The sequence below is a fragment of the Aliirhizobium wenxiniae genome (assembly GCF_019511445.1).
Taxonomy (GTDB): domain Bacteria; phylum Pseudomonadota; class Alphaproteobacteria; order Rhizobiales; family Rhizobiaceae; genus Neorhizobium; species Neorhizobium wenxiniae_A.
The window spans coordinates 14,125-39,890 of sequence record NZ_JAEUAN010000016.1 but is presented as its reverse complement, the minus strand read 5'-3'; the positions used below and the strand labels follow the sequence as shown (position 1 = coordinate 39,890).

At 59.8% G+C, this 25,766-nt stretch carries 24 protein-coding genes; 21 read left to right on the top strand and 3 right to left on the bottom strand.

Annotated features, from left to right (window positions below):
- Positions 1 to 154: 154 nt before the first annotated feature.
- The 3 genes from JNB91_RS19150 (at position 155) to JNB91_RS19140 (ending at position 3,073) form a co-directional block, all read left to right on the top strand.
- The gene (locus tag JNB91_RS19150; protein ID WP_220327089.1) at positions 155 to 1,183 is read left to right on the top strand and encodes a zinc-binding dehydrogenase; all 1,029 of its coding nucleotides are present in this window, start codon (positions 155 to 157) and stop codon (positions 1,181 to 1,183) included.
- A gap of 9 nt (positions 1,184 to 1,192) precedes the next feature.
- Positions 1,193 to 2,128: a lipid A biosynthesis lauroyl acyltransferase gene (locus JNB91_RS19145; RefSeq protein WP_220327088.1), complete on the top strand. Its 936-nt coding sequence runs from the start codon at positions 1,193 to 1,195 to the stop codon at positions 2,126 to 2,128.
- A 234-nt stretch (positions 2,129 to 2,362) separates the two neighbouring features.
- Entirely contained in the window at positions 2,363 to 3,073 is a 711-nt protein-coding gene (locus tag JNB91_RS19140) for a PAS domain-containing protein (protein WP_220327087.1), read from the top strand.
- Between the two features lie 9 nt (positions 3,074 to 3,082).
- Here JNB91_RS19140 and JNB91_RS19135 read toward each other — a convergent pair whose 3' ends face one another.
- The gene (locus JNB91_RS19135) at positions 3,083 to 3,514 is read right to left on the bottom strand and encodes a hemerythrin domain-containing protein (RefSeq protein ID WP_223218278.1); all 432 of its coding nucleotides are present in this window, start codon (positions 3,512 to 3,514) and stop codon (positions 3,083 to 3,085) included.
- A gap of 283 nt (positions 3,515 to 3,797) precedes the next feature.
- Here JNB91_RS19135 and ccoN point away from each other — a divergent pair, with 283 nt between their 5' ends.
- From ccoN to ccoP, 4 genes are read left to right on the top strand one after another with little or no spacing between them, the layout of a single operon-like run.
- Complete coding sequence (ccoN, locus tag JNB91_RS19130) at positions 3,798 to 5,420, top strand: cytochrome-c oxidase, cbb3-type subunit I (protein WP_220327086.1); 1,623 nt, start codon at positions 3,798 to 3,800, stop codon at positions 5,418 to 5,420.
- A 12-nt stretch (positions 5,421 to 5,432) separates the two neighbouring features.
- The gene (gene ccoO, locus JNB91_RS19125) at positions 5,433 to 6,164 is read left to right on the top strand and encodes a cytochrome-c oxidase, cbb3-type subunit II (protein WP_220327085.1); all 732 of its coding nucleotides are present in this window, start codon (positions 5,433 to 5,435) and stop codon (positions 6,162 to 6,164) included.
- Between the two features lie 12 nt (positions 6,165 to 6,176).
- Entirely contained in the window at positions 6,177 to 6,329 is a 153-nt protein-coding gene (locus JNB91_RS19120; protein ID WP_220327084.1) for a cbb3-type cytochrome c oxidase subunit 3, read from the top strand.
- A gap of 1 nt (position 6,330) precedes the next feature.
- On the top strand, positions 6,331 to 7,194 hold the full coding sequence (gene ccoP, locus JNB91_RS19115; RefSeq protein WP_220327083.1) for a cytochrome-c oxidase, cbb3-type subunit III: 864 nt from the start codon (positions 6,331 to 6,333) through the stop codon (positions 7,192 to 7,194).
- Positions 7,195 to 7,296: 102 nt separating this feature from the next.
- Here ccoP and JNB91_RS19110 read toward each other — a convergent pair whose 3' ends face one another.
- Positions 7,297 to 7,701: an SRPBCC family protein gene (locus tag JNB91_RS19110; RefSeq protein ID WP_220327082.1), complete on the bottom strand. Its 405-nt coding sequence runs from the start codon at positions 7,699 to 7,701 to the stop codon at positions 7,297 to 7,299.
- A 130-nt stretch (positions 7,702 to 7,831) separates the two neighbouring features.
- Between JNB91_RS19110 and ccoG the strand changes: the two genes are divergently transcribed.
- From ccoG to JNB91_RS19080, 6 genes are all read left to right on the top strand, one after another.
- Positions 7,832 to 9,418, top strand: coding sequence for a cytochrome c oxidase accessory protein CcoG (gene ccoG, locus JNB91_RS19105; protein WP_220327081.1), 1,587 nt, complete (start codon positions 7,832 to 7,834; stop codon positions 9,416 to 9,418).
- Positions 9,415 to 9,909: a FixH family protein gene (locus tag JNB91_RS19100; protein ID WP_220327080.1), complete on the top strand. Its 495-nt coding sequence runs from the start codon at positions 9,415 to 9,417 to the stop codon at positions 9,907 to 9,909. Before ccoG ends, JNB91_RS19100 begins: the two co-directional genes overlap by 4 nt.
- The gene (locus tag JNB91_RS19095) at positions 9,906 to 12,185 is read left to right on the top strand and encodes a cation-translocating P-type ATPase (RefSeq protein ID WP_220327079.1); all 2,280 of its coding nucleotides are present in this window, start codon (positions 9,906 to 9,908) and stop codon (positions 12,183 to 12,185) included. Before JNB91_RS19100 ends, JNB91_RS19095 begins: the two co-directional genes overlap by 4 nt.
- Positions 12,182 to 12,334, top strand: a complete 153-nt coding sequence (ccoS, locus tag JNB91_RS19090) for a cbb3-type cytochrome oxidase assembly protein CcoS (RefSeq protein ID WP_220327078.1) — start codon at positions 12,182 to 12,184, stop codon at positions 12,332 to 12,334. Before JNB91_RS19095 ends, ccoS begins: the two co-directional genes overlap by 4 nt.
- A 91-nt stretch (positions 12,335 to 12,425) precedes the next feature.
- On the top strand, positions 12,426 to 13,898 hold the full coding sequence (gndA, locus tag JNB91_RS19085; RefSeq protein ID WP_222857568.1) for an NADP-dependent phosphogluconate dehydrogenase: 1,473 nt from the start codon (positions 12,426 to 12,428) through the stop codon (positions 13,896 to 13,898).
- A 19-nt stretch (positions 13,899 to 13,917) separates the two neighbouring features.
- Positions 13,918 to 14,058: a hypothetical protein gene (locus tag JNB91_RS19080; protein WP_220327076.1), complete on the top strand. Its 141-nt coding sequence runs from the start codon at positions 13,918 to 13,920 to the stop codon at positions 14,056 to 14,058.
- Positions 14,059 to 14,064: 6 nt separating this feature from the next.
- Here the strand turns inward: JNB91_RS19080 and JNB91_RS19075 are convergent, their stop codons facing one another.
- A complete protein-coding gene (locus tag JNB91_RS19075; protein WP_220327197.1) occupies positions 14,065 to 15,111 on the bottom strand; it encodes a LacI family transcriptional regulator in 1,047 nt (348 codons plus the stop codon).
- A gap of 358 nt (positions 15,112 to 15,469) precedes the next feature.
- On the opposite strand from JNB91_RS19075, the gene JNB91_RS19070 reads away from it, so the two are divergent.
- The 8 genes from JNB91_RS19070 to mgrA all read left to right on the top strand — a co-directional run bounded on the left by JNB91_RS19070 (position 15,470) and on the right by mgrA (position 25,545).
- On the top strand, positions 15,470 to 16,702 hold the full coding sequence (locus JNB91_RS19070; RefSeq protein WP_220327075.1) for an ABC transporter substrate-binding protein: 1,233 nt from the start codon (positions 15,470 to 15,472) through the stop codon (positions 16,700 to 16,702).
- A gap of 104 nt (positions 16,703 to 16,806) precedes the next feature.
- On the top strand, positions 16,807 to 17,742 hold the full coding sequence (locus JNB91_RS19065) for a carbohydrate ABC transporter permease (protein ID WP_220327074.1): 936 nt from the start codon (positions 16,807 to 16,809) through the stop codon (positions 17,740 to 17,742).
- Positions 17,735 to 18,679 (top strand): carbohydrate ABC transporter permease, encoded by a 945-nt coding sequence (locus JNB91_RS19060; protein ID WP_220327073.1) that lies wholly within the window; start codon positions 17,735 to 17,737, stop codon positions 18,677 to 18,679. The genes JNB91_RS19065 and JNB91_RS19060 overlap by 8 nt, the downstream gene beginning before the upstream one ends.
- Before the next feature lie 6 nt (positions 18,680 to 18,685).
- The gene (locus JNB91_RS19055; RefSeq protein ID WP_220327072.1) at positions 18,686 to 19,783 is read left to right on the top strand and encodes an ABC transporter ATP-binding protein; all 1,098 of its coding nucleotides are present in this window, start codon (positions 18,686 to 18,688) and stop codon (positions 19,781 to 19,783) included.
- 229 nt (positions 19,784 to 20,012) lie between these two features.
- Positions 20,013 to 22,478: a beta-mannosidase gene (locus JNB91_RS19050; RefSeq protein WP_220327071.1), complete on the top strand. Its 2,466-nt coding sequence runs from the start codon at positions 20,013 to 20,015 to the stop codon at positions 22,476 to 22,478.
- 23 nt (positions 22,479 to 22,501) lie between these two features.
- The gene (locus JNB91_RS19045) at positions 22,502 to 23,266 is read left to right on the top strand and encodes a sugar phosphate isomerase/epimerase family protein (protein WP_220327070.1); all 765 of its coding nucleotides are present in this window, start codon (positions 22,502 to 22,504) and stop codon (positions 23,264 to 23,266) included.
- A gap of 28 nt (positions 23,267 to 23,294) precedes the next feature.
- Positions 23,295 to 24,428: a Gfo/Idh/MocA family protein gene (locus tag JNB91_RS19040; RefSeq protein ID WP_220327069.1), complete on the top strand. Its 1,134-nt coding sequence runs from the start codon at positions 23,295 to 23,297 to the stop codon at positions 24,426 to 24,428.
- 67 nt (positions 24,429 to 24,495) lie between these two features.
- Positions 24,496 to 25,545 carry an L-glyceraldehyde 3-phosphate reductase gene (gene mgrA, locus JNB91_RS19035; protein ID WP_220327068.1) on the top strand — a complete coding sequence of 350 codons (1,050 nt, stop codon included), beginning with the start codon at positions 24,496 to 24,498 and terminating at the stop codon, positions 25,543 to 25,545.
- Positions 25,546 to 25,766 lie beyond the last annotated feature (221 nt).

Sequence of the window (25,766 nt, the reverse complement as noted above, 5' to 3'; positions counted from 1 at the left end):
GCCACAGATAATTGGACGTCATTCTTGGCCTTGTGCCGGAATACAGTGACGTCACTTGAGAAAATGAGTGTTGGCAGATGCCCGGGATATGCCCGGGCATGATGCGTATTTGGACGCCCCATCTGCCTCACGCATCCGGAAGGAAACGAAAAACATGCGCGCGCTGCAACTGATCGATGACCGCAAGCTCGAAGCCGTCGACATTCCCGAGCCGGAAGCGCCCGGTCCCGGTGAAGTGACGCTGCGCGTCAAGGCGGTAGCCTTGAACCATATCGACGTCTGGGGCTGGCGCGGCATGGCGTTTGCCAAGCGCAAGATGCCGCTGACGATCGGTGCGGAAGCCTCCGGCGTCGTCGAGGCGATCGGCCCTGGCGTCTCCAACGTTCTCCCCGGCCAGCTCGTCTCGATCTACGGCGCGCGCACCTGCGGCCTCTGCAAACCCTGCCGCGAAAAGCGCGATAACCTCTGCGAACACGTCTCGGGCGTCCACGGTTTCCACCTCGACGGCTTTGCGCAGGAAAAGGCGAACATTCCGGCTCGCCAGCTGGTGCCAGCTCCTCCGGGTGTTGATGCGGTGGCAGCAGCGCTTGCTCCGGTCACTTTTGGCACGGTCGAGCACATGCTGTTCGACAACGCCAAGCTTCAGCCGGGTGAAACGATCCTCGTCCATGCCGGCGGTTCCGGCATCGGCTCGGCCGCCATCCAGCTCGCCAAGAAGATCGGCTGCACCGTCATCACCACGGTCGGCTCGGACGACAAGATCGAAAAGGCGAAGGCGCTCGGCGCCGATCATGTCATCAACTACCGCACCGACCGTTTTGAAGGCGTCGTGCGCAAGCTGACCAAGAAGAAGGGCGTCGAAGTCGTCTTCGAACATGTCGGCAAGGATACGTTCGCCGCCTCTATGTTCTGCCTGAAGCGTGGCGGCCGCCTCGTCACCTGCGGCTCCACCTCGGGCGTTTCCACCGACGTAAACCTGATGATGCTCTTCCAGCAGCAGTTGAAGCTGCTCGGCTCCTTCGGCTGCCGTATGGAAAACATGGCCGATGCCATGCAGAAGATGGCGCAGGGTATTGTCCATCCGGTCATTGACACGGAAGTCACCTTCGACGAGATCGACCGGGCGCTGGAGCGTATGGAAAGCCGGCAGATCTTCGGCAAGATCGTCCTGAGGATGGATTGAGGCCATCCCATGAAGATGGTCATCACCCGCATCGTTCTGGCGCTCATGCGCTTCCGGCAATGGCTGGTAGCGCAGATGACTTTCGGCATGCTCAACATGCTGAAGATCCTGCCTGCCGATCCAGCCATTCGCTTCGCCGATCGTGTTGCCCGTTTCATCGGCCCGAAACTGTGGCGTCACAAGCTGATGATGACCAATCTCACCAATGCCTTTCCGGAAAAGTCTCAAGAAGAGCTTGAAAAGATTGCTGTCGCCAGCTGGGGACATATGGGGCGCATGGCCGCCGAATATGTCTTTCTTGATCGGTTGTTCGATTTCGACCCGGAAAACACCAAGCCGGGCAGGGTGGAAGTCTCGGGTATCCCGATCTTCCTCGACCTGCGCGACAATCCGCGGCCCTTCATCGTCTTCACCGCCCATACCGGAAATTTCGAGCTGTTGCCGGTTGCCGGCAAGGCATTCGGCCTGGAAGTCATGGTTCTCTTCCGCCCGCCGAACAATCCCTATATCGCCGACAAGGTTTTTTCCTTCCGCGCGGCCCGCATGGGAAGCCTCGTTCCCTCGCATGCGGGCTCGTCCTTCGCGCTTGCCCGTCGCCTTGAAGCCGGCGGCGGCGTCGGGGTGCTCGTGGATCAGAAATTCAAGAAGGGCCAGTCCACGTCCTTCTTCGGCCTTGAGGTGAAAACCAATCCGCTCTTGGCAAAGCTGGTTCGCCAATTCGATGCCGAAGTTTATCCGGCCCGCTGCATCCGGCTTCCGGACAACCGCTACCGGCTGGAAATCGAGCCGAAGATCGAAATGCCGCGCGATGCGAAGGGCAATCTCGATATCCAGGGAACCGCACAGCTGTTGAACGACAAGGTCGAAAGCTGGGTTCGCGAATATCCCGAGCAATGGCTGTGGTACCATGATCGCTGGAGAATTAAGGATACGGTCGAACGCTGATCCTATGGTAAGTTGTGGGCCATTATTTGGGGCCGCACTAGACGAATTGATTAATTATAATCATCTCTTATGCAGGATAGGCTCGCACTAGAGCAATTCCAGCAAAAGTGGGAACCGGTTTGCGTCCGGAATTGCGCTGAAACAAAGAGATAAGCAGTTTCGTGTTTCGAATGAAGGCGGAAATGCTCTAGGTAGAAGGCGCCGCTTCTCGTGTTGCTCTGAGAGGGGTCGATTTTGAAAGCATTGATTGATCTGTTCTGGGCGAAATATTCCGACCTTCGCCAGGCAGTTGAACAGGAAGACGACGATGCCGTTTCCCGGATCGACCGGGAAATCGATCCGCTCGTCAAGGCTATACTTGGAAGTCAGGGCCGCGATCAGGCAGCGATCGGCGTGCAGTTTCGTTTCGCTCTCGATCTCCTGAACGAGGAAGCGGACGATGGCGGCTGCGTAAGGCGTAATGGCCACCTTCTGCAGATGTTGGTGGAGCGTTACCTAGTGGCGGATCAGTCGCTGCCTTCAAGGGCGGAAGCGCCCGAAGACACCGGCCAGCCTGCCGACATCTCTCAGGCCATTGCTGATGGCTATCTCGACGATGCGCTGCTGAACAGCCTGCCGGAGCGGGTCGTGGTCGTCGCCCCCGGCTATCGCATATTCTACAGCAACGAAACCAATGCAGGGCGGATGGACACTCCGCGTGACACGCTTATCGGGCGGCATTTTGCCGAGTTCGTCGGCCTCCACCATTTCCGTCACGATCTGCAGCCCAGTCTCGATCGTTGTTTTGCAGGCGAAACCCTGAAGCTGACCTATGCTGACAAGCTCGACGGTCGCACCGTCGTCATTCACTGCCGCATGTCGCCGATAAGCCGCTCGGGAACCCTCATCGGGGCGCTTGTCGTGATGCAGGAAAAGGAAGATCGCCGTCGCCGGGCGGCGGAGTGAACTTGAACACTATTCAGATATCGGGCTGAACGGCAGATAGTCGTGCAAGAGATGCGCCTTTTCGAAGGCGATATGACGCCTGACCCCTTCGAAGAAGCCGCGTAACATATAGCCGACGGCTTCGACATTGACCGGCTCGCCCGAACCAAGCCGCAGAAGCGCTTCAGTCAGTTCCTCGGCATATCCCTCATCTTCGAAATGCTCGAACTTCAGTCGCGAAAGCGTTGCGAGTATCGGCCCTGAATTCGCCTGTTGTTGCGAAAGATGGGGAAACAGTACGGTCTCTTCGTATTGATGGATGCTGCGGATCAGCGGACAGAGCGCCTTGGCCGCGTAAATGCACTTCTGCCGATTGACGCTTGCCGGCAGGCTGTCGGCGATCTCTTCCAGCTCGCTGCAAAGGGCCAGTTGCTCGTCATGGGCCTGCCGTATCCAAGACATCATCATGTCCTGATTGGATTGTCGGACGGGCTGCGCAGACAGAACTGCATTCGTCAGATCGATGTCGTGTCTCAAGTCTGACCTCCGGAACCTGCATTGGCCGTTGATCGTCCGACGTTCCATCATGGTCGCCTTATTTGCGTTGATTCAAATCAAGGCGTTTGGCTTTGGCTGCTGCCATCTGTCGCGGAGGTCGCGACGGAAAGTGGCAGGGGGGATTCGATCGGAATCGTTGTTTCGCCACCCTCGCGACGGCCAATCACGCCGTTGGGGGATACCAACAATGAACTACCCTTTGGAAACTGCAGCACTGGTGATCGGGACATTCCTGGCGCTGCTTGGCGCGGCTTACGCGCATGATAGTCTGTTCGCCGCCCACATGTGGGTGCTGTTCGCAACGCTCGGCATCAGCAGTATTGTCATGCTGCGCCGCGTGTCTTTCGCGCCCGCCGGTGCGCCGCGCCCCGTTCCGCAAAAATCTGAATATTTCGATGAAGTCGTCAAATATGGCACGATCGCGACCGTCTTCTGGGGCGTTGTCGGCTTTCTGGTCGGTGTCGTTGTTGCACTTCAGCTGGCTTTTCCTGACCTGAATATCGAGCCTTGGCTCAATTTCGGTCGCACGCGCCCGCTGCACACATCCGCAGTCATCTTCGCCTTCGGCGGCAACGCCCTGATCGCCACATCCTTTTATGTCGTCCAGCGTACCTGTCGGGCCCGCCTGTTCGGCGGCAATCTCGGTTGGTTCGTGTTCTGGGGCTATCAGCTCTTCATCGTCATGGCCGCTACCGGCTATCTGCTCGGCATCACCCAGGGCAAGGAATATGCTGAGCCGGAATGGTATGTCGATATCTGGCTGACCATTGTCTGGGTCGCCTATCTCGTCGTCTTCCTCGGCACGATCTTCATGCGCAAGGAGCCGCATATCTATGTGGCAAACTGGTTCTATCTGGCCTTCATCGTCACGATTGCCATGCTGCATATCGTCAACAATCTGGCGGTTCCGGTCTCCTTCCTCGGGGTCAAGAGCTACTCGGCCTTCGCTGGCGTTCAGGATGCTCTGACGCAGTGGTGGTACGGCCATAACGCGGTCGGTTTCTTCCTCACCGCCGGCTTCCTCGGCATGATGTACTACTTCATCCCGAAGCAGGTTAATCGCCCGGTCTATTCCTACCGCCTGTCGATCATCCACTTCTGGGCCCTGATCTTCATGTATATCTGGGCCGGTCCGCATCACCTGCACTATACGGCGCTGCCCGACTGGGCGCAGACGCTCGGCATGGTCTTCTCGATCATGCTCTGGATGCCGTCCTGGGGCGGCATGATCAACGGCCTGATGACGCTTTCGGGCGCCTGGGACCGCATCCGTACCGATCCGATCGTCCGCATGATGGTCATGGCCGTCGCTTTCTACGGCATGGCGACCTTCGAAGGTCCTATGATGTCCATCAAGGCCGTCAACTCGCTCAGCCACTATACCGATTGGACCATCGGTCACGTTCACTCCGGCGCGCTCGGCTGGAACGGCATGATCACCTTCGGCGCGATCTACTTCCTCGTGCCCAAGCTCTGGAACCGCAAGCGGCTTTACAGCCTGCAACTGGTCAACTGGCATTTCTGGCTCGCCACGCTCGGCATCGTACTTTACGCCGCCGTTATGTGGGTCGCAGGTATCCAGCAGGGTCTAATGTGGCGCGAATATGATGACCAGGGCTTCCTTGTCTATTCCTTCGCGGAATCGGTCGCAGCCATGTTCCCCTATTACCTGATGCGCGCCCTTGGCGGCCTCATGTTCCTGGCGGGTGCACTGCTCATGGCATTCAACGTCACAATGACAATTCTCGGTCACGAACGGCAGGAACGCACCCCTGGTGTTGCCCCTGCCGGTTTGCAGCCGGCCGAATAAGGAGCTGACAGCATGTCTCTTCTCGATAAACATAAATTCATCGAGCGAAATGCCACGCTCCTTCTCGTCGGCTCCCTGCTTGTCGTTTCGGTCGGTGGCATCGTGGAAATCGCACCGCTCTTCTATCTCGAAAACACCATCGAGAAAGTCGAAGGGATGCGGCCCTACACGCCGCTGGAACTGGCTGGTCGCAACATCTATATCCGCGAAGGCTGTTACGTCTGTCACAGCCAGATGATCCGTCCGTTCCGCGATGAAGTGGAACGCTACGGTCATTACAGTCTGGCGGCGGAATCGATGTATGACCATCCGTTCCAGTGGGGGTCGAAGCGAACCGGGCCTGATCTGGCGCGCGTCGGCGATCGTTACTCCAACGAATGGCACGTACAGCACCTTGTCGAGCCGCGTTCGGTCGTGCCGGAATCGGTCATGCCGAGCTATTCGTTCCTCAAGGGAACACCGCTCGAAGTGACCGATGTCTCCATGGATCTGAAGGCAAACCGTGCTGTCGGCGTCCCTTACAGCGACGAGATGGTTGCCGAGGCCAATGCCGACCTGAAAGCACAGGCTGATCCGAATGCCGATACTGCGGCCTTGTTGGAGCGTTACCCCAAGGCAAAGGTCGGCGATTTCGACGGGAATCCTGCGGTTCTGACGGAAATGGATGCGTTGGTCGCCTATCTGCAGATGCTCGGCACGCTGGTTGATTTCTCGACCTATGACGATACCACCGGTTACCGCTGAGGAGGGCGCGATATGGAAACCTATACCGCACTCCGCCAATTCGCTGACAGCTGGGGTCTGCTCGCCATGACCCTGTTCTTTGCCGGCGTCATTCTTTTCACCCTGCGCCCGGGCTCGAAGTCTCAAGCACACGAGGCCGCCCAGATCCCTCTGAAGGAGGACTAAGATGGCGGACAAACATATCGATGAGATCAGCGGCGTCGAAACCACCGGTCACGAGTGGGACGGCATCCGCGAACTGAACAACCCCATGCCGCGCTGGTGGGTATGGACGTTTTATGCCACCGTCGTCTGGGCCCTCGGATACACGGTCCTTTATCCGGCATGGCCTTTGGTCAACGACGCAACGCGCGGCGTTCTGGGGTATTCGAGCCGTGGTGAGCTGCGGACTGAAATGGCAGCCGCGAAGGAAGCTCAAGGGGCGATTCTTGAGCGGATCGCGCAGGCTACGCCGGAAGAGATCCTCGCCAATCCGGAGCTGAGCCAGTTTGCCATGGCAGGGGGTGCCGCGGCTTTCCGCGTCAACTGCACGCCCTGCCACGGCTCGGGTGCCGCCGGTGGAGAGGGGTATCCGAACCTCAACGACGACGATTGGCTTTGGGGCGGCAGTATCGATGCGATCTACCAGACTGTCGCGCACGGCATCCGTGATGCCGTCGATCCGGATACGCGTATCGGCGAGATGACTGCTTTTGCCGACGTGATCGAACCTGATGAAATTCGCCAGGCAGCAGCCTACGTCGTCAGCCTGACGGGGAAACCCCGTGATCCGTCTATGGTGGAACCTGGCAAGCAGGTCTTCATGGACAATTGCGCATCCTGTCACGGCGAGAATGCCGAGGGTATTCGCGATCTGGGCGCACCGAATCTGGCCGATGCCATCTGGCTGAAAGTTCAGGGGGAAGATCAAATTGTAAGCCAGATCCGAGCACCGAAGCACGGCGTCATGCCGGCATGGGGCACTCGTCTCGGCGATGTCACGGTCAAGCAGCTGGCCGTCTATGTCCATTCCCTGGGAGGCGGGGAGTAGAGTTTCAGGCCTTTGGTCAGAAACTCTCTTGGGCCGGGATCTTCGGGTCCCGGCCGTCGAATTTCCAGAAAGACAGCCAGAAAGGCAGATTGTGCCGGATAATCAAGGTCGTTCGAGAATGCTTTTCAGGGTGCTGAGATCCTGATGGATCGCGGCGGCATCGGTCTCGAAAGCTTTGTCGTCCGTGCCTGGTTGCCGGAGCAGGGTAAACATGATCTCCGCGCCGTCGCCATTCGGTATGACCCTCAAGGCGTTTTCGACGCTGATGCCGGTCTGAAGCGTGACTGTGTGATCGATGACGCCGAGGTCGTTCTCAGGCGCAAACCGCACTTGGATCTTTCCGATCGGGCCGCCATCGCCAATCCAGTCTTCGCCTTCGGGCTTGAGGCCCGAGGCAAGGCCAGCAGCCCAGCGGGGCATGTTTTCCGGCTGGGATGCGAAGTCATAGACCTCACGCCAAGGCCTGTTGATGGTCAGGTGAATGATGTGAGCGGGCATTGGGGTCATAGTCATCTCCGTTCCCTAACCTGCAGGGGGTAGGGGCGTTAACCGGTCTGCGAAGGCCGCGTGGCTTGACTTGCGTCAAGGAATGCAAGGTCGCGCGGTGGGACAAAGCATGGGACAAAGGAATGTTCCGATGAATATCTATACCGCCGAAAGCGCCGCCGCAGGTGACGCATCTGTCGAACGGATCGATGCCAAGGCGGTCCATTCGCCCGGCGAAAAACGCCAGCCGCTTTACGAAAAACGCCAAAAGATCTTCCCGAAGCGCGCCGAGGGGCGATTCCGCCGGTTCAAATGGCTGGTGATGCTAGTTACGCTTGGCATCTACTATCTCACTCCCTGGATCCGTTGGGATCGTGGTCCCTTCGCTCCGGATCAGGCCGTCCTCGTCGATCTCGCCAGCCGCCGTTTCTATTTCTTCTTCATCGAGATCTGGCCGCAGGAATTCATCTTCGTCGCCGGCCTTCTGGTCATGGCAGGCTTTGGCCTGTTCCTGCTGACCTCCGCCGTCGGTCGCGCATGGTGTGGATATGCCTGTCCCCAGACAGTATGGGTTGACCTGTTCCTGGTCGTCGAACGCTTCATCGAAGGCGATCGTAACGCCCGCATGAAACTCGATGCCGGCCCCTGGACGGTGAACAAGATCGTCAAGCGCGTGGTCAAACACTCGATCTGGATTGCCATAGCGATCGCGACAGGCGGTGCCTGGATCTTTTACTTCGCCGATGCGCCTTCGCTCGCCTTCGATTTCGTCACCGGTCAGGCCGCCTTCGTCGCCTATTCCACCGTCGCCATCCTGACCGCCACCACCTACCTGCTCGGTGGGCTGATGCGCGAACAGGTCTGTATCTACATGTGTCCCTGGCCGCGTATCCAGGGCGCCATGCTCGACGAACATTCGCTGGTCGTGACCTATAACGACTGGCGCGGCGAACCGCGCAGCCGCCACGCCAAGAAGGCGGCAGCCGCGGGGCAGGTGGTCGGTGACTGCGTCGATTGCAACGCCTGCGTCGCAGTCTGTCCCATGGGCATCGACATTCGCGATGGCCAGCAGATGGCCTGCATCACCTGTGCGCTCTGTATCGACGCCTGCGATGGCGTGATGGACAAGATCGGCAAGGAACGCGGCCTGATCGCTTATGCGACGCTCGACGAATACGATGCAAACATGGCGCTTGCGACCGCCAATGGTACCGCGCCGATCGACCCCACCCGGACCCGCAAGCCTGATGGCGGTTTCGTGGACGGCGTTCGCCACTTCGACTGGAAGATACTGCTGCGGCCGCGCACGCTGCTCTACATGGGCGTATGGACCGCGGTCGGCATCGGCCTTATCGTCGCGCTTCTGTCTCGCGACCGGCTGGAGATCAACGTGCTCCATGACCGCAATCCGCAATTCGTCATGGAATCGGACGGTTCCATTCGAAACGGCTACACGGTCCGTCTTCTCAACATGATTCCTGAACCGCGCACGATCATGCTGTCGCTGGATGGCGTGCCCGATGCCACGATGAAGATCATCGGCATCTCCGACGTGCCGGGCCGCGAATTCGCCATCGAGGTCGCACCGGACAAGGCAATGGCGCTTAAGGTCTACGTCACGCTGCCGCGTGATGAAGCCAAGCGCGAAGCATCCTTCCATTTCATCGCCGAAGACCGTTCCAGCCACGAGCGCAACAGCTACTCGGCCAATTTCTTTGTACCAGGAGGCAAAAGATGAGCACTGCATCGCAAAAGGGCTTCGTTTTCACGGGCTGGCACATGGCGGGCGTCATGGTGCTCTTCTTCGGCACGATCATCTCGGTCAATGTCTTCATGGCCTACAACGCCGTCACCACATGGAGCGGCCTTGTCGTCCCCAACACCTATGTCGCCAGCCAGCAGTTCAACGGCAAGGTGGCGCAGGCGCGCGCGCTCGCCGCAAGCGGTGTCAACGGCAGACTTGCCGTCACCGCCGATGGCGCAAGCTACGAAGTTCTGGATGCAGATGGTCAGCCGGTCGAAGCCGACCGCCTTGTCCTCAACTTCAAGCGCCCCGTTGGTGAGCATCAGGATTTCAGCATCGAAATGGTAGCCGGAGCGCCGGGCGTCTTCCATGCTTCCCGCGAGGTTCTGCCGGGTCACTGGATCGTCGAAGCGATTGCCGAGCGTGGCGGTGAACGCATCCTGCATCATGCGGAACGCGTTTCCGTTCATGGAGCAAGAAAATGAGCTGCTGCGCCCCCGGAACGGAAGGCGAGATAGTCAGATCCGCACCGTCTTCCGAAGAAATGCTGCTGGCAAGCCGCGATCTCGGTGAGGGCAGGCGACAGGTGGACCTGAGCGTCCCCGGCGTCCATTGCGGTGCCTGCATCGTCTCGATCGAAAATGCCTTGAAGGCTATGCCTTCGGTGGAAAAGGCCCGCGTCAATCTCTCGACCAAACGCGTCTCTATCGTCTGGCACCAGAAGCCCGACGCGCCTGCTGTCGATCCGGCCGATTTCGTCGGGTCGATAACCGCGGCAACGGGCTATGACGCCTATCTCTTCGATGCCTCGCTCGATGACGGTGACAAGCTGCAGCGCGACCTCGTGCGCGCCGTCGCCCTATGCGGTTTCGCCGCCGCCAACATCATGCTTCTGTCGGTTTCCGTCTGGTCCGGTGCCGATGATGCCACGCGCGACCTGTTCCACTGGATATCGGCCTTTATCGCCGCACCCGCGCTCATTTATGGCGGCCGTTTTTTCTACATATCCGCATGGGGCGCGCTGAAGCGCGGCCGCACCAATATGGATGTGCCGATCGCATTGGCGATCACGCTATCCTATGCGGTGTCTCTGTGGGAAACCATGCATCACGGCCAGCACGCCTGGTTCGATGCCACCGTCTCGCTTCTGTTCTTTCTGCTGATTGGCCGCACGCTCGACCATATCATGCGTGACAGGGCGAGGGCGGCGATCAGTGGTCTTGCACGCCTGTCACCACGCGGTGCCATGGTCGTTTTGCCTGACGGCACACGCGAATACCGCCCGGTCGAGGATGTGAAACCCGGAGATCGCGTTGCGATTGCTGCCGGTGAACGCATTCCCGTCGATGGCACCGTCGAATGGGGCGCGAGTGATCTCGACGTCTCGATCGTCAACGGCGAAAGTGCGCCGCAGGCGGTCGCATCCGGTGCCGCAGTCCATGCCGGCACGCTCAGCCTCACTGGCTCGCTCGTCATCAAGGTCACCGCGACGGCAAGAGAATCCTTCCTAGCCGAAGTGATCTCGCTGATGGAAGTGGCCGAAGGCGCCAAGGCCGGTTACCGCCGTCTCGCAGACCGCGCCGCGCAATATTATTCGCCGGCCGTCCACCTTCTGGCGATCACCGCCTTTGTCTCCTGGGGCTTTGCCGGTGGAGATTGGAAGCGGGCCATGCTGATCGCCATCGCGGTCCTGATCATCACCTGCCCCTGTGCACTCGGCCTTGCCGTACCGGCCGTCCAGGTCGTCGCCGCCGGCCGCCTTTTCAAGAACGGCATCATGGTCAAGGATGGCTCGGCCATGGAGCGGCTCGCCCAGGCGGACAGCGTCATTTTCGACAAGACCGGAACCCTGACGCTCGGCCGTCCGCGCCTTGTCAATGGCAGCGATATTCCGGGACCGGTCCTGTCGCTCGCAGCCGGTCTTGCCGCCCATTCGCGCCATCCGCTGTCTCGGGCGATCTGTGCTGTGGCATCCGGCCCGTTCCCGCTCTTTGACGACGTCATTGAAATCCCCGGAAGCGGGTTGGAGGCGCGCCGTGGCGAAGGGCTCTACCGGCTCGGCAACCGCCGCTTCGCCTGCGGTGACGTGAGCGGCAGCGAAAACGTCGATCTCGAAGTCGTGCTGTCGCGTGACGGTCACGAAGTCACCTGCATCCGTTTCGAGGATGCGCTTCGCCAGGACGCCGCTTTGGCCATCCGCGCGCTCGAGGCCGATGGCATGCCGGTAGACCTCGTCTCGGGTGATCGCGCCGGACCGGTAAGGGCGCTGACGGCTCAACTCGGTATCGCCCGCTGGAAGGCGGAAGTCTCTCCCAAGGGCAAGGCCGATTATTGCGCCTCGCTTGCCGGTGAAGGCCGCAAGGTCCTGATGGTCGGCGACGGCATCAACGATGCGCCGGCGCTCGCCGCAGCCCATGTGTCGATGGCGCCTGCTACCGCGGCAGATATCGGCCGCAAGGCTGCCGATTTCGTCTTCATGCATGAAAGCCTCAATGCCGTGCCGCTGGCGATCGATATCTCGCGTCGGGCCGGTCAACTCATCCGGCAGAATTTCGCGCTTGCCATCGGTTACAACATCATCGCCGTGCCGATCGCACTTGCCGGTTATGCAACGCCGCTGATCGCAGCCGTCGCCATGTCCACCTCGTCGATCATCGTCGTCGTCAATGCGCTCAGGCTGAACCGGATCGGCAGCGAGGATCTGGCGGCACAGGCAGGGCCTGAGGAAATGGCTGACAAGGGGAGGATGCGCGCCGCATGAACATGCTCCTCTATCTCATCCCGGTCGCGCTTTTCCTCGGAGGCCTTGGTCTTGCGGCCTTCCTCTGGTCTTTGAAGAACGGCCAGTATGAGGACCTGGACGGTGCCGCCTGGCGCATCATCGATGATGGTGAGGATCGCCCCGGCTGACGGGCCTCCATTATAGGGGTGGCTATGGGGGCAGACAAATGCAGAATGTGGCCGAATTAGACAATCGCTCCCTTGCCCCCATGGCGCACCAATGCCAAAAGAAGGCGCAACAAAATCGGAGGCTCCTCCCGTGGAACAGGCAGAAATCGGCCTAATCGGTCTCGGCGTCATGGGCGCCAACCTTGCGCTCAACATCGCCGAAAAAGGCAACAAGATCGCAGTCTTCAACCGTACGGTCGAAGTCACGAAGAAATTTTACGCGGATGCAGGCGCTCTTCAGGGCCAGATCATTCCGTGCGAAACGATGGAAGATTTCATCAAGGCAATCCGCCCACCGCGCCCGATCATCATCATGATCAAGGCCGGCGATCCGGTCGATCAGCAGATGGAACTCCTCAAGCCCTACCTGTCCTCCGGCGACATCATGATCGACGCCGGCAATGCCAACTTCCGCGACACGATGCGCCGCTTCAAGAGCCTCGAAGGCAGCGACCTGACCTTCATCGGCATGGGCGTTTCCGGCGGTGAAGAAGGTGCGCGTCACGGACCGTCCATCATGGTCGGTGGCACCGAGGAAAGCTGGAAGCGCGTCGAGAAGGTGCTGACCTCGATCTCGGCAAAATTCAACGGTGAGCCCTGCGTCGACTGGCTCGGCGAAAACGGCGCCGGTCACTTCGTCAAGACGATCCATAACGGCATCGAATATGCCGACATGCAGATGATCGCCGAAATCTACGGCATCCTGCGCGATGGCCTCGGCATGAGTGCGGCCGAAATCGGTGGAGTCTTCGGCCGCTGGAACGAAGGCCGCCTCGATTCCTACCTCATGGAAATCTCGGAAAAGGTGCTGAAGGCGACCGACCCGATTTCCGGCAAACCGATGGTCGACGTGATCGTCGATTCGGCCGGCCAGAAGGGCACCGGCAAGTGGTCGGTCATCGAGGCCCAGAACATGGGTGTCGCAGCGACCGCGATCGAAGCTGCCGTTGCCGGCCGCGTCATCTCCTCGCTCCGCTCCGAGCGCCAGGCCGCTGAAAAAATCCTCGGCAAGCCGGCTCTGGTAGATCGTCCGAAGGATGGCATGGCATTCCTCGCCGATCTGGAACTCGCGCTTCTGGCCGCCAAGATCGGCGCTTATGCGCAGGGCTTTGCCGTCATGGCGGAAGCCTCGAAGGAGTTCGGCTGGAACCTGCCGATGCCGACGATCGCAAAAATCTGGCGCGCCGGCTGCATCATCCGTTCGCAGTTCCTCGATGAGATCACCTCGGCCTTCACCAAGGACCCGAACGTGGCGAACCTCATCGTCACCCCGGCCTTCTCGCAGATGGTCAAGGAAACCGACGGCGCGCTTCGCCGGATCGTCTCCTACGCAGCGCTGAACGGCCTTCCGGCTCCGGCGCTCACCTCTGCTCTTTCTTATTTCGACGCCTATCGTCGGGGCAGGGGCACGGCCAATCTCATCCAGGCCCAGCGCGACTTCTTCGGCGCGCACGGCTTCGACCGTCTCGATGGCGTCGACAAGCACCACGGCCCCTGGGGCAGCGGTCTCGCCGATTTCGCCTGATCGGCATTTGATAGACTAGATGAAAAAGCCCGGCCAAGTGCCGGGCTTTTTGCATGATATGAGCTACAGCATGTCTCCCGAAAGTGGTCACCGGTTTTGGGGTAAAGGCATGCGCAAGAATAAAGAGCTAAGCATGGCGAGCGAACCTGAAAGATCGTGACGTGCTTCAGTCCTTTGGTCCCATCTTCGACCATACCGGCCCGTCGATACTCTGCAGCAATTCCGGTGCGACACCGTCGATCCGCGCCAGAACCGCTTTGGCCAACTCCTGGCCTGCATGGCGTACGTCTTCCGTCACGGTCAGCATTTCCGGCCTTATCCAGTTCAGAAACTCGGCCGATTGTTTCGAGACCATGTCAATCTCTTTGCCCAACCGGCGGCCGGCAGCCTCGGTTCCGGCGACCAGCGCAATCGAGGCAGAGCCGCTGAGCGAAATGATACCGTCCGGTGGTTCGGGCAAACGTGACAGGCGTTCGGCATAAGCACGGAGTTCCTCGAGCGGTGTCTCTGTCGTCATTCGCCCCATGGGAACCTCGATGGCCTGAAAATCGGTTAGACCACGCTCGAAACCTATCCGGCTATGGATCTGGTAGGAAAACCGGCTGAGCGGCGCAAGCAGCGCGATGCGCCGCCGTCCGCGTCGAACAAGCCTCTCCACCGCCTGATAGACATAGGCCTCATTGTCGAAATCGTGGAACGGGTGAATGATGCCCATATCGGTTCGGCCGTGGGTCACGAAAGGCAGGTTGCGCTCCGTCATCAGCCGCACACGCGCATCCTCCGGCTCCATGCGCGAGATGATCACCCCGTCCGCTGAGCCTGTATCGAGAATGTAGCGCACCGGAACCATCGGATCTTTCTCGAAGGAATGCGGCGTCACCACGAGGTGATATTGGGTTCCTCCCAGCACTTCCGAAATGCCCTGTACCATCTGGCTGGTGAAGCCCATCAACTCCTGCTCGATGCTCAGCACCAGCGCGATAACATTGGTCTTGCCGGTCCGCAGACGCACACCCGCCCGGTTCGGTTGGTACCCGAGCTGGCGCGCCACCAGCCGCACACGCTCCTTGGTCTCCGACCCGATATCCGGCGCATCTTTCAGTGCCCGCGAGACGGTCGTGATCCCGAGCCCGGTCATGAAGGCGATCGTCTTGAGGGTCGGCCGCTCATTACTCGCCGCGCTGCGTGTGGATGTCTTTCTGATTTCGTCCATCTTGCTGCTCGCATCGATTGCCGCCATCGGCTTATGAATGACGCAGTCCCGTTATTACAGAAAAAACTGAAACGTTACAGGTAATTTTCAAACGGCGTGCTGTGAAAATACTTCAGTCTGCAACCCCGTGTTGGCATTACGCAATTGCACATCGATTTTTTGCATATGCGAAATAAAATGGTCTTGGATCGATCTTATCGCTGCATTTTGTGGAATTATTTGCCGCATTGTCTCAGATTGATTGCCCTTAAAGGTTGTGCAAACATTTAATCATGCAATAATTTGGAAGGGTGGGCTTGCCACTCATATGGCTTTGCCCTAACTTTTTACTGCAACGTTTCAGTGAGGGAGGAGACTCATGCGTATCCGTGCATTTGCAGCCGTTCTGGCTGCCACCGCGGCGCTGCCTTGCGCAGCTATGGCCGCCGATCTGGAAGTCACGCATTGGTGGACATCGGGAGGCGAGGCGGCTGCCGTGAAGGAGCTGGCAACCGCGTTCGATGCAACCGGCAATAAATGGGTCGATGGTGCGATCGCCGGTTCCGGCAGCACCGCGCGCCCGATCATGATCAGCCGCATCACAGGCGGCGACCCGATGGGCGCCACCCAGTTCAACCACGGACGCCAGGCTGAGGAACTGGTCATGTCCGGCCTGATGCGCGATCTCAACGACGTCGCCGAAAAGGGCAAGTGGAAGGACATCATCAAGCCGGCAAGCCTGCTCGATAGCTGCACCTTTGAGGGCAAGATCTACTGCGCCCCAGTCAACATCCATTCATGGCAGTGGCTCTGGCTGTCGAACGAGGCGTTCAAGACCGCCGGCGTTCCCGTGCCGAAGGACTGGAACGAGTTCGTCGCAGCCGGTCCCAAGCTTCGCGAAGCCGGCCTTCAGCCACTCGCCGTTGGCGGTTCCGCCTTCCAGGTCAACGGCCTGTTCGACACGCTGGTGATCGCGCTCGGCGGCACCGAGCTTTACAACAAGGTCTACAAGGACAAGGACGAGGAGGCTGCGGCCGGTCCTGAGATGGCAAAGATCTTTGCGGCTGCAGACGATGCCCGCAAGCTTGCCAGGGGCTCCAACGTGCAGGACTGGAACCAGGCCACCAATCTGGTCATCACCGGCAAGGCCGGCGGCCAGATCATGGGTGACTGGGCGCAGGGCGAATTCCAGCAGGCCGGACAGGTCGCCGGCAAGGACTATACCTGCCTTCCGGGCCTCGGTCTCAACAAGACCCTGACCACCGGCGGCGACGCCATATACTTCCCCGTTCTGAAGGACGAAGCGAAGTCCAAAGCGCAGGAAGTGCTGGCGGAAACTATCGTTGATCCCAAGGTACAGGTCGCATTCAACCTGAAGAAGGGCTCCGTACCGATCCGCGGTGACGTAGATCTTGCCGCTGCAAACGACTGCATGAAGAAGGGTATCGAGATCATCTCGAAGGGCAGCACGGCAACCAGTACCGACCAGCTTGTTTCGGCCGATACGCAGAAGCAGAAGGAAGACCTGATGTCCGAATTCTTCGCCAATGCGTCGATCACGCCGGAACAGGCGCAGGAACGCTTCGCCTCCATCATCGGCTCGGCGGACTGATCACTCCATCACGATCCTGAACCGCACTGGCCTCGCCCTTTTCGCAAGAAGGGCGGGGTCGGAAGGAAAGGCTACGCCTTGTGTGTGCCGATCGAGGAGGAACTATGTCCCGTACCGTGCCGTCAGCTACCCCATCCAGACCGCTGCCGAAATCGTCCGGCAGGCCTAACCAACTCTTCCGCAATCTCAATTCCAAGATTGCGCTCACCCCCATGATATTGGTTGCCGCTGTCGTCTTCTTCGGCGGCACGATCTGGACGGTGATCTACTCCTTCACCAATTCAAGGCTTCTGCCGCGGGCGAGCTTTGTCGGTTTTGACCAGTATGAGCGCCTCTGGGCCTCGTCTCGCTGGATCATCTCGATCCAGAACCTCTTGGTCTACGGCATCCTGTCGCTGATCTTCTCGCTTGTGGTCGGCTTCGTGCTGGCAGCGCTGATGGACCAGAAGATCCGCTTCGAAAGCGCCTTCCGCACCATCTTCCTCTATCCCTTCGCCCTGTCCTTCATTGTCACCGGCCTTGTCTGGCAGTGGATCCTCAATCCGGAATTCGGCGTGCAGGGGATCGTCCGTTCGCTCGGCTGGACAAGCTTCACCTTCGACCCGCTCTACAATCCCGATATCGTCATCTACGGCATCCTGATTGCAGGTCTCTGGCAGGGGACAGGGCTGGTCATGTGCCTGATGCTCGCCGGCCTGCGCGGCATCGACGAGGATATTTGGAAGGCGGCGCGCGTCGACGGCATCCCCATGTGGCGTACCTATATCTTCGTCGTCATCCCGATGATGCGCCCGGTCTTCATCACCACGCTCGTCCTTATCGGTAGCGGCATCGTCAAGCTTTACGATCTGGTCGTGGCGCAGACATCCGGCGGCCCCGGCAATGCCTCGGAAGTCCCGGCGAAATACGTCTACGACTACATGTTCCAGGCGCAGAACCTGGGGCAGGGCTTTGCCGCCTCCACCATGATGCTTCTCACCGTCGCCATCATCATCATCCCCTGGGCCTATCTCGAATTCGGAGGGAAGAAGCGTGGCTAACGTCTCCACTCTCAACGCGACCGGCGCCGCGATAGACGCCGTCAGAACCGAAATTGCCGCGGGACCGCGCGGAAAGAAGCCGAAGAAGGTTCTCTCCGGTCGCAATGTCATGATCTACGGCATTCTCGGTCTGGCAGCGCTCTATTACCTCCTGCCACTCTACGTGATGGTCGTCACGTCATTGAAGGGCATGCCGGAAGTCCGCCTCGGCAATATCTTTTCGCCGCCGATGGAAATCACCTTCGAGCCCTGGGTAAAGGCCTGGGCCGAGGCCTGCACGGGCCTCAATTGCGACGGCCTTTCCCGCGGCTTCTGGAACTCGGTGCGCATCCTCGTGCCCTCGGTCATCGTCTCGATCGCGGTCGCTTCCGTCAGCGGTTATGCGCTCGCCAACTGGCGCTTCAAGGGTTCGGAACTGTTCTTCTCCGTGCTCATCATCGGGGCCTTCATTCCTTATCAGGTGATGATCTATCCGCTCGTCATCATCCTGCGCGAAATCGGCATCTACGGTTCGCTCACCGGCCTCGTCATCGTCCACACGATCTTCGGCATGCCGATCCTGACGCTGCTCTTCCGCAACTATTTCGCCGGCCTGCCGGAGGAACTGTTCAAGGCGGCGCGCATCGATGGTGCGGGCTTCTGGCAGATCTACGGCCGCATCATGCTGCCCATGTCGCTGCCGATCTTCGTCGTCGCGATCATCATCCAGGTCACCGGCATCTGGAACGATTTTCTCTTCGGTGTCGTCTTCACCCGGCCGGATACCTATCCGATGACCGTCCAGCTCAACAACATCGTCAACTCCGTCCAGGGGGTGAAGGAATACAACGTCAACATGGCAGCGACGCTGCTCACCGGCGCCGTTCCGCTCATCGTCTATTTCGTTTCCGGCCGGCTGTTCGTTCGCGGCATCGCCGCCGGCGCAGTTAAGGGGTAAGCCTTGATGACCGACCTCTCCAATTCCGTTTCCATCCGTGACCTGTCCCTGTCCTTCGGCGCAGTGACCGTTCTTCAGAACCTCGATCTCGACATCAAGGATGGCGAATTCCTCGTCCTGCTCGGCTCCTCCGGCTGCGGCAAGTCGACTTTGCTCAATTGCATCGCCGGCCTGCTCGAGCCGACCGACGGCCAGATCTTCATCAAGGACCGCAACGTCACCTGGGAAGAGCCCAAGGACCGCGGCATCGGCATGGTCTTCCAGTCCTATGCGCTCTACCCGCAGATGACGGTCGAAAAGAACCTCTCCTTCGGCCTCAAGGTCGCCGGCATGCCCAAGGACGAGATCGCAAAGCGCATCGCCCGCGCCGCCGGCATCCTGCAGATCGAGCCGCTGCTGCAGCGCAAGCCCGCAGCGCTCTCTGGCGGCCAGCGCCAGCGTGTTGCGATCGGTCGTGCACTCGTCCGCGACGTCGATGTGTTCCTCTTCGATGAACCGCTCTCCAACCTCGATGCGAAACTGCGCTCGGAATTGCGCGTCGAGATCAAGCGCCTGCACCAGTCGCTGAAGAACACGATGATCTACGTCACACACGACCAGATCGAGGCCCTGACGCTGGCGGACCGGATCGCCATCATGAAGAGCGGTGTCATCCAGCAGCTGGACGACCCGATCACCATCTACAATCGCCCGAAGAACAAGTTTGTTGCCGGCTTCATCGGCTCGCCCTCGATGAATTTTCTGACTGGCGAACTGGCGGAGGAGGGCGGTCGCCCGGTGTTCAAAACCAACGGCACCAGTTTCTCGCTTGCCGGCTACGAAGCAACCGAACCGCTCACCCCCGGCCGCAAGGTCGTGCTCGGCGTTCGCCCCGAACATATCAAGGTCGACGGCGATCTCTCCGGCGAGGAGGCGCATGACGCGATCGTCGATATCGAGGAACCAATGGGCGCCGACAACCTGATCTGGCTGAAACTCGCCGGCCACACGATCTCGGTCCGCATCGGCGGCGCCCGCCGTTACAAGGTCGGCGCCAAGGTCCGCCTCGGCTTCGACATGACCATGGCCTCGCTCTTCGATGCGGGGACGGAGGAGCGGATCTGATGAGCGCGGTGGCAGCGATACCCCCCTCTGGCCTGCCGGCCATCTCCTCCACAAGGGGGGAGATCACATGCTGCACGACGTTCGCTCTCAAGAAAGCGAGAGACTACACTTCAGGTTTGATTGGAATTGGGGAACGCGCACCTAGCGGATCTCCCCCCTTGTGGGGGAGATGCCCGGCAGGGCAGAGGGGGGGATCTCTCCGCACAAGAGACGCTGGCGGAGTATCGCAATGACCAGCATCATCCCACTCTCCGGCCAATGGCACCTCACATCCCCCGACAGCCCTCGCGCCACCAGCATATCCATCCCCGGCGACATCCACACGGCGCTGAAAACCGCCGGCATCATCCCGGACCCCTATATCGGCCGCAACGAAAACGACGTTCAGTGGGTCGCTCATCAGGACTGGCAGATCGAAAAGACTTTCGTCATCGATGACCCCGATGGCTCCTGGTATCTCGACATCACCTATCTCGATACCGTGGCGATCGTCTTCGTCAACGATGTGCCCGTCCTCTCCGCCGACAACTGCTTCCGCCGCTACCGCCCGGATGTATCTCAAGCCCTGAAACCCGGCGAAAACACCGTCCGCATCCTGTTTCATTCCAACATCAAGGCAGGGGCAGAGCGGCAGGCAAAACAGCCTTTCTATCTGCCGTTCTCAAAAAACTGCCCGATCCCCGATGGCAACATGCTGCGCAAGCCGCAATGCCATTTCGGCTGGGACTGGAACCTCGCGGTCGCCCCGCTCGGCCTCTACGGCGAAATTTCCCTGAAGCGCCTGGATATCGCCCGTATCGAGCACGTCGTCACCGAACAGAGACACCATGATGACGGCACGGTCGACCTGCATGTCACGGTCTCCCTCCATGCCGACACACAGGGCGTCATCCCCATACATCTGCAATTCGGTGAAGAACGCCTTCGCCTCGATTGCGGCATGCGCCCCGGCGAAAACAGCATCACCCACGTCTTCCATGTCGAGACCCCGAACCTCTGGTGGCCGGCCGGCAGCGGCGAACAGGCGCTCTATTCATTGATCGTCGACACGCCGAGCGAGACGATTACCCGCCAGATCGGCCTGCGCACCGTCGAACTTTTGACCGACAAGGACGAGGCCGGCAGCCGTTTCGCCTTCCGCATCAATGGTCGCGAAATCTTCTGCCGCGGCGCCAACTGGATCCCAGCCGACGCGCTCTTCTCGCTCAGCAGCGCTGAAAAGACGGAGGACCTGCTGCAGTCGGCCGTCGATGCCAACATGAACATGATCCGCATCTGGGGCGGCGGGTTCTACGAGGACGAGCATTTCTACGACACTTGCGACCGCCTCGGCCTGATGGTCTGGCAGGACTTTCAGTTCGCCTGCAACATCTATCCTTCGACGCCGGATTTTCTCGAAAATGTCGAGCACGAGGTCGAGTACCAGACGAAGCGGCTGATCTCGCATCCCTCGATCGTGCTCTGGTGCGGCGATAACGAACTCGTCGGCGCGCTTCTCTGGTACGAAGAAACCCGCAATAATCGCGACCGCTATCTCGTCTCTTACGACCGCCTCAATCACACGATCGAGCGGGCAATGAAAAAGGCCGTGCCGCAGGCGATCTGGTGGCCGTCGAGCCCCGCCTCGGGTTACCTCGATTACGGCGATGCCTGGCATGCCGATGGTTCCGGCGACATGCATTTCTGGTCCGTTTGGCACGAGAACAAGCCGTTCGAACACTACCGCGATGTCAAGCCGCGCTTCTGCTCCGAATTCGGCTTCCAGTCCTATACGTCGCTGCCGGTCATCCACACCTACGCCGAGGAAAAGGATCTCAACATCGCCTCGCCGGTGATGGAGCATCACCAGCGCAATGTCGGTGGCAACGAGCGCATCGCCGCCACCATGTTCCGCAATTTCCGTTTCCCGAAGGATTTTGCCAATTTCGTCTATCTGAGCCAGGTCCAGCAGGGTGTGGCGATCAAAACGGCGGTCGATTACTGGCGCTCGCTCAAACCCCATTGCATGGGCGCGCTTTATTGGCAGCTCAACGACACCTGGCCCGTCGCCTCCTGGGCAAGCCTCGATTACGGCGGCGGCTGGAAGGTGCTGCACTACATGGCCAAGCGCTTCTTCCAGCCGGTCGCCGTCGCCGCTATCCCATCTGAGGACGGAAAGGAGATCCACTTCTCTCTGGTCAACGATACGCCCGAAGACATCACCGTCACGCTCACAATCTCGACCCTCAGCCTGACGGGCGAACGCCGCTCGCTGCAGAGCATCGACGCCGTCTGCTCACCGGATGCTGCCGTCACGGTCCTGACCATTCCCGCAGACACGATCCCCAGCGACAGCCTGCTTGCCTGGAGCTTCACCGCCTCGAACGGTTCAGGCGGCGAGGGCCATCACGTGATGGACAGCTACAAGGCGCTCGAGCTTCTGCCCGCGAGCCTGGAAATGTCCGTGTCTCCATCCGGTGACGGATCGTTCGACATTCTCGTCCAGTCCGCCGGTCTTGCGCTTTTCGTCATGATCGAGAGCGAGACCCCCGGCCGTTATTCCGAAAACGCTTTCGATCTTGCCGCCGGCGAAAACCGAAAGGTTCGCTTTACCCCGAGCGTGCCGGCGGCAAGCCCCCCAGAGGCGGCAAGTCCATCTGGCTCCCCGCCAGTTTTCCGCATCTACGATCTTCAATCCTGCCAGTCCGCGGGCTGATATTTCATTTCAAGGAGGATGACATGACGACCTTTGGTTTCCAGCTTTATAGCGCCCGCAATTTCCCGCCGCTCTCCGACGTGCTGAAACTCGTGGCGAAGAACGGCTACAAGCATGTCGAGGGCTATGGCGCGCTCTACGCGACACTGGACGAGGCGGGCCTCAAGGCCATGCGTGCAGAACTCGACGCAAACGGCCTCACCATGCCGACCGGCCATTTCGGCATCGACCTTCTCGAAAAAGAACCGGAACAGGCGCTGCTGATCGCAAAGACGCTCGGTGTGGAGGCAATCTATTGCCCGCATCTCGTCGCCGACCAGCGCCCGACCGATGCGAGCGGCTGGTTCGCTTTCGGCAAGCGCCTCGCCGAAGCGGGCAAGCGTTATCAGGATGCCGGCTATACATTCGGCTGGCATAACCATGATTTCGAGTTCAAGGCATTGCCGGATGGCTCCACCCCGCAGGAGCAGATTTTTGCCGGCGGCCCGGATCTCACCTGGGAAGCCGATATCGCCTGGGTCATCCGCGGCGGTGCCGATCCGTTCGCCTGGATCGAGAAATACGGCCGGAAAATAACCGCGGTCCACGTCAAGGACATCGCACCGGCCGGCGAAAACACCGATGAGGATGGCTGGGCGGATGTAGGCCACGGCACCGTTCCGTGGAAGGATCTGATCGCCGCCTTGAAGGCGAAGACCTCGGCAAAATACTATGTTCTGGAGCACGATAACCCCAAGGATATCGAACGCCTTGCCTCCCGTTCCATCGCCGCCTTCAACACCTACTGATCTCACATAATCATTCGGAGTTTCCCCAATGACCAAGGAACTTGGCGTCGGCATCCTCGGATGCGGCAACATTTCCACCACCTACTTTTCGCTGTCACCGCTGTTCAAGGGCATCAGGGTTCTCGCCTGCGCCGACCTGAACCCGGCCGCTGCCGAGGCGAAAGCCAAAGAATATGGCGTAAAGGCGCAAACGGTCGAAGAGCTTCTCGCCAATGACGAAATCGACGTGATCGTCAATCTGACCATCCCGGATGCGCATTTCCCCGTTTCGAAGGCGATCCTCGAAGCCGGCAAACACGTCTATTCCGAAAAGCCGCTGACGGTGACGCTGGAAGAGGGCAAGCAGTTGCAGGCGCTGGCAAAGTCGAAGGGTCTGGCCGTCGGCTGCGCGCCCGACACCTTTCTCGGCGGCGCGCACCAGTTGGCGAGAGCCTATATCGATGGCGGCGGGGTAGGGCGCATCACGTCCGGCACCTGCCACGTCATGAGCCCCGGCATGGAAATGTGGCACCCCAATCCGGGCTTCTTCTTCCTGAATGGCGGCGGCCCGATCCTCGATCTCGGTCCCTATTACATCGCCAACCTCATCAACTTCCTCGGCCCGGTTAAGCGCGTCGCGGCCTTGACCTCGATGGCAAACAAGACCCGTACAGTCACCAGCGAACCGTTGAACGGCACGATTATCCCAGTCGAAACCCCAACCAACATCCATGCGCTGCTGGAGTTTTCCGAAGGCGCAACGATCACGCTCTCGGCCAGTTGGGACGTCTGGTCTCATCGCCACGCCAATATGGAACTCTACGGCACGGAAGGCTCGCTCTACGTGCCCGACCCGAACTTCTTCGGCGGTGTGGTCGAGGCGAGCGGTCGCGACAAGGACATCAAGCCCTTGAAGGATTGGGACCATCCCTTCAGCAAAGCCAATCAGGAACATCCGAACGGCCCGCGCGCCAATTACCGCACGGCGGGGCTGGCCGATATGGCGGTGGCGTTGATCGAAGGCCGCGATATCCGTTGCTCGATCGATCGCGCGCTGCACGGTGTCGATGTCATGACCTCGATCCTGAAATCCGGTGCCGAAGGCAATTTCGTCGCCACGACCACGACCTGCACCAAACCTGCGGCACTTGGCATAGACGAGGCACTGGCGCTTCTCGCCTGACCAGTTAAAACAGCAACCGGCGCCGGAAATGAGGTCCGGCGCCGGTTTCATTTGGAGGACTTTTAGTATGGCTTGGCTCCCGGCGGAAAACCGCTACGAAAGCATGAACTATAATCGCTGCGGCAAATCCGGCCTCAAGCTGCCGGCAATCTCGCTCGGCCTCTGGCATAATTTCGGTGATGACACCCCGCATCAGCGCAAGGTCGATATCTGCAAGAAGGCCTTCGATCTCGGCATCACCCATTTCGATCTCGCCAACAACTATGGCCCGAAGCCCGGCAGTGCCGAACTCGCTTTCGGCCAGATCCTGCGCGAAGAATTTTCCAGCCTGCGCGACGAACTGATCATCTCGTCGAAAGCCGGCTACAACATGTGGCCCGGTCCTTATGGCGAATGGGGCAGCCGCAAATATCTGATCGCCTCCTGCGACCAGAGTTTGAAGCGCATGGGCCTCGATTACGTCGATATCTTCTATTCGCACCGTTTCGACCCGGATACGCCGCTCGAAGAAACCTGCGGCGCGCTGGATCACATCGTTCGCTCGGGCAGGGCGCTTTACGTCGGTCTCTCGTCCTACAATTCCAAACGCACCCGCGAGGCTGTCGAAATCTTGAAGGCAATGGGCACGCCGGTCCTCATTCATCAGCCGAGCTATTCGATGATCAATCGCTGGGTCGAGGAGGATGGCCTGCTTGATACGCTGGAAGATCTCGGCGTCGGCTCGATCGTCTTCTCGCCGCTGGCGCAGGGCATGCTGACCTCGAAATATCTCGGCGGCATCCCGGAAGACAGCCGCGCCGCTCAGGGTAAGTCACTGCGCCCGGCGTTCTTGAATGACAAGAACATCGAGAACCTGAAAGGCCTCAACGCAATCGCAGAACGCCGCGGCCAGACTTTGGCGCAGATGGCGCTCGCCTGGGTCCTGCGCGGCAACCGCGTCACCACAGCCCTCATCGGCGCCAGCCGCCCCGAACAGGTCGAGGACTGCGTCAAGGCTCTCGAAAAACGCGATTTCACGAAGGAAGAGCTGGCCGAAATCGATAGTTTCGCCAAGGAAGCCGACATCAATATCTGGGCAGCATCGGCCGAGCGTCAGGGGCCGGCACGGAATAAATAATTCTGTGCTGCTGATCTTTTCGTAAGGCTCACGGAGGGGCATCAAGACCCCTCCCAACCCTCCCCACAAGGGGGAGGGCTTAACCAAGCCGCTTCGCTGTCGCTCCTCATGGGCCAATTGAGGCAGGCGGGTGCGACGAGTCTTCTCCCCCTTGTGGGGGAGATGGCCGGCAGGCCAGAGGGGGACTGGCCGCAAGCTCGGAAGACGCAGCTTGCATACCG

Bases quoted from the DNA above. Each gene is read 5' to 3' on its own strand.
- JNB91_RS19070 (WP_220327075.1), top strand. From the start codon at position 15,470: ATGCGTATCCGTGCATTTGCAGCCGTTCTGGCTGCCACCGCGGCGCTG.
- JNB91_RS19100 (WP_220327080.1), top strand. From the start codon at position 9,415: ATGAGCACTGCATCGCAAAAGGGCTTCGTTTTCACGGGCTGGCACATG.
- JNB91_RS19095 (WP_220327079.1), top strand. From the start codon at position 9,906: ATGAGCTGCTGCGCCCCCGGAACGGAAGGCGAGATAGTCAGATCCGCA.
- mgrA (WP_220327068.1), top strand. From the start codon at position 24,496: ATGGCTTGGCTCCCGGCGGAAAACCGCTACGAAAGCATGAACTATAAT.
- JNB91_RS19040 (WP_220327069.1), top strand. From the start codon at position 23,295: ATGACCAAGGAACTTGGCGTCGGCATCCTCGGATGCGGCAACATTTCC.
- JNB91_RS19110 (WP_220327082.1), bottom strand. From the start codon at position 7,701: ATGACCCCAATGCCCGCTCACATCATTCACCTGACCATCAACAGGCCT.
- ccoP (WP_220327083.1), top strand. From the start codon at position 6,331: ATGGCGGACAAACATATCGATGAGATCAGCGGCGTCGAAACCACCGGT.
- gndA (WP_222857568.1), top strand. From the start codon at position 12,426: ATGCCAAAAGAAGGCGCAACAAAATCGGAGGCTCCTCCCGTGGAACAG.
- ccoG (WP_220327081.1), top strand. From the start codon at position 7,832: ATGAATATCTATACCGCCGAAAGCGCCGCCGCAGGTGACGCATCTGTC.
- JNB91_RS19055 (WP_220327072.1), top strand. From the start codon at position 18,686: ATGACCGACCTCTCCAATTCCGTTTCCATCCGTGACCTGTCCCTGTCC.
- JNB91_RS19145 (WP_220327088.1), top strand. From the start codon at position 1,193: ATGAAGATGGTCATCACCCGCATCGTTCTGGCGCTCATGCGCTTCCGG.
- JNB91_RS19075 (WP_220327197.1), bottom strand. From the start codon at position 15,111: ATGGACGAAATCAGAAAGACATCCACACGCAGCGCGGCGAGTAATGAG.
- JNB91_RS19080 (WP_220327076.1), top strand. From the start codon at position 13,918: ATGAAAAAGCCCGGCCAAGTGCCGGGCTTTTTGCATGATATGAGCTAC.
- JNB91_RS19045 (WP_220327070.1), top strand. From the start codon at position 22,502: ATGACGACCTTTGGTTTCCAGCTTTATAGCGCCCGCAATTTCCCGCCG.
- JNB91_RS19120 (WP_220327084.1), top strand. From the start codon at position 6,177: ATGGAAACCTATACCGCACTCCGCCAATTCGCTGACAGCTGGGGTCTG.
- JNB91_RS19135 (WP_223218278.1), bottom strand. From the start codon at position 3,514: ATGTCTTGGATACGGCAGGCCCATGACGAGCAACTGGCCCTTTGCAGC.
- JNB91_RS19050 (WP_220327071.1), top strand. From the start codon at position 20,013: ATGACCAGCATCATCCCACTCTCCGGCCAATGGCACCTCACATCCCCC.
- ccoN (WP_220327086.1), top strand. From the start codon at position 3,798: ATGAACTACCCTTTGGAAACTGCAGCACTGGTGATCGGGACATTCCTG.
- ccoS (WP_220327078.1), top strand. From the start codon at position 12,182: ATGAACATGCTCCTCTATCTCATCCCGGTCGCGCTTTTCCTCGGAGGC.
- ccoO (WP_220327085.1), top strand. From the start codon at position 5,433: ATGTCTCTTCTCGATAAACATAAATTCATCGAGCGAAATGCCACGCTC.
- JNB91_RS19150 (WP_220327089.1), top strand. From the start codon at position 155: ATGCGCGCGCTGCAACTGATCGATGACCGCAAGCTCGAAGCCGTCGAC.
- JNB91_RS19065 (WP_220327074.1), top strand. From the start codon at position 16,807: ATGTCCCGTACCGTGCCGTCAGCTACCCCATCCAGACCGCTGCCGAAA.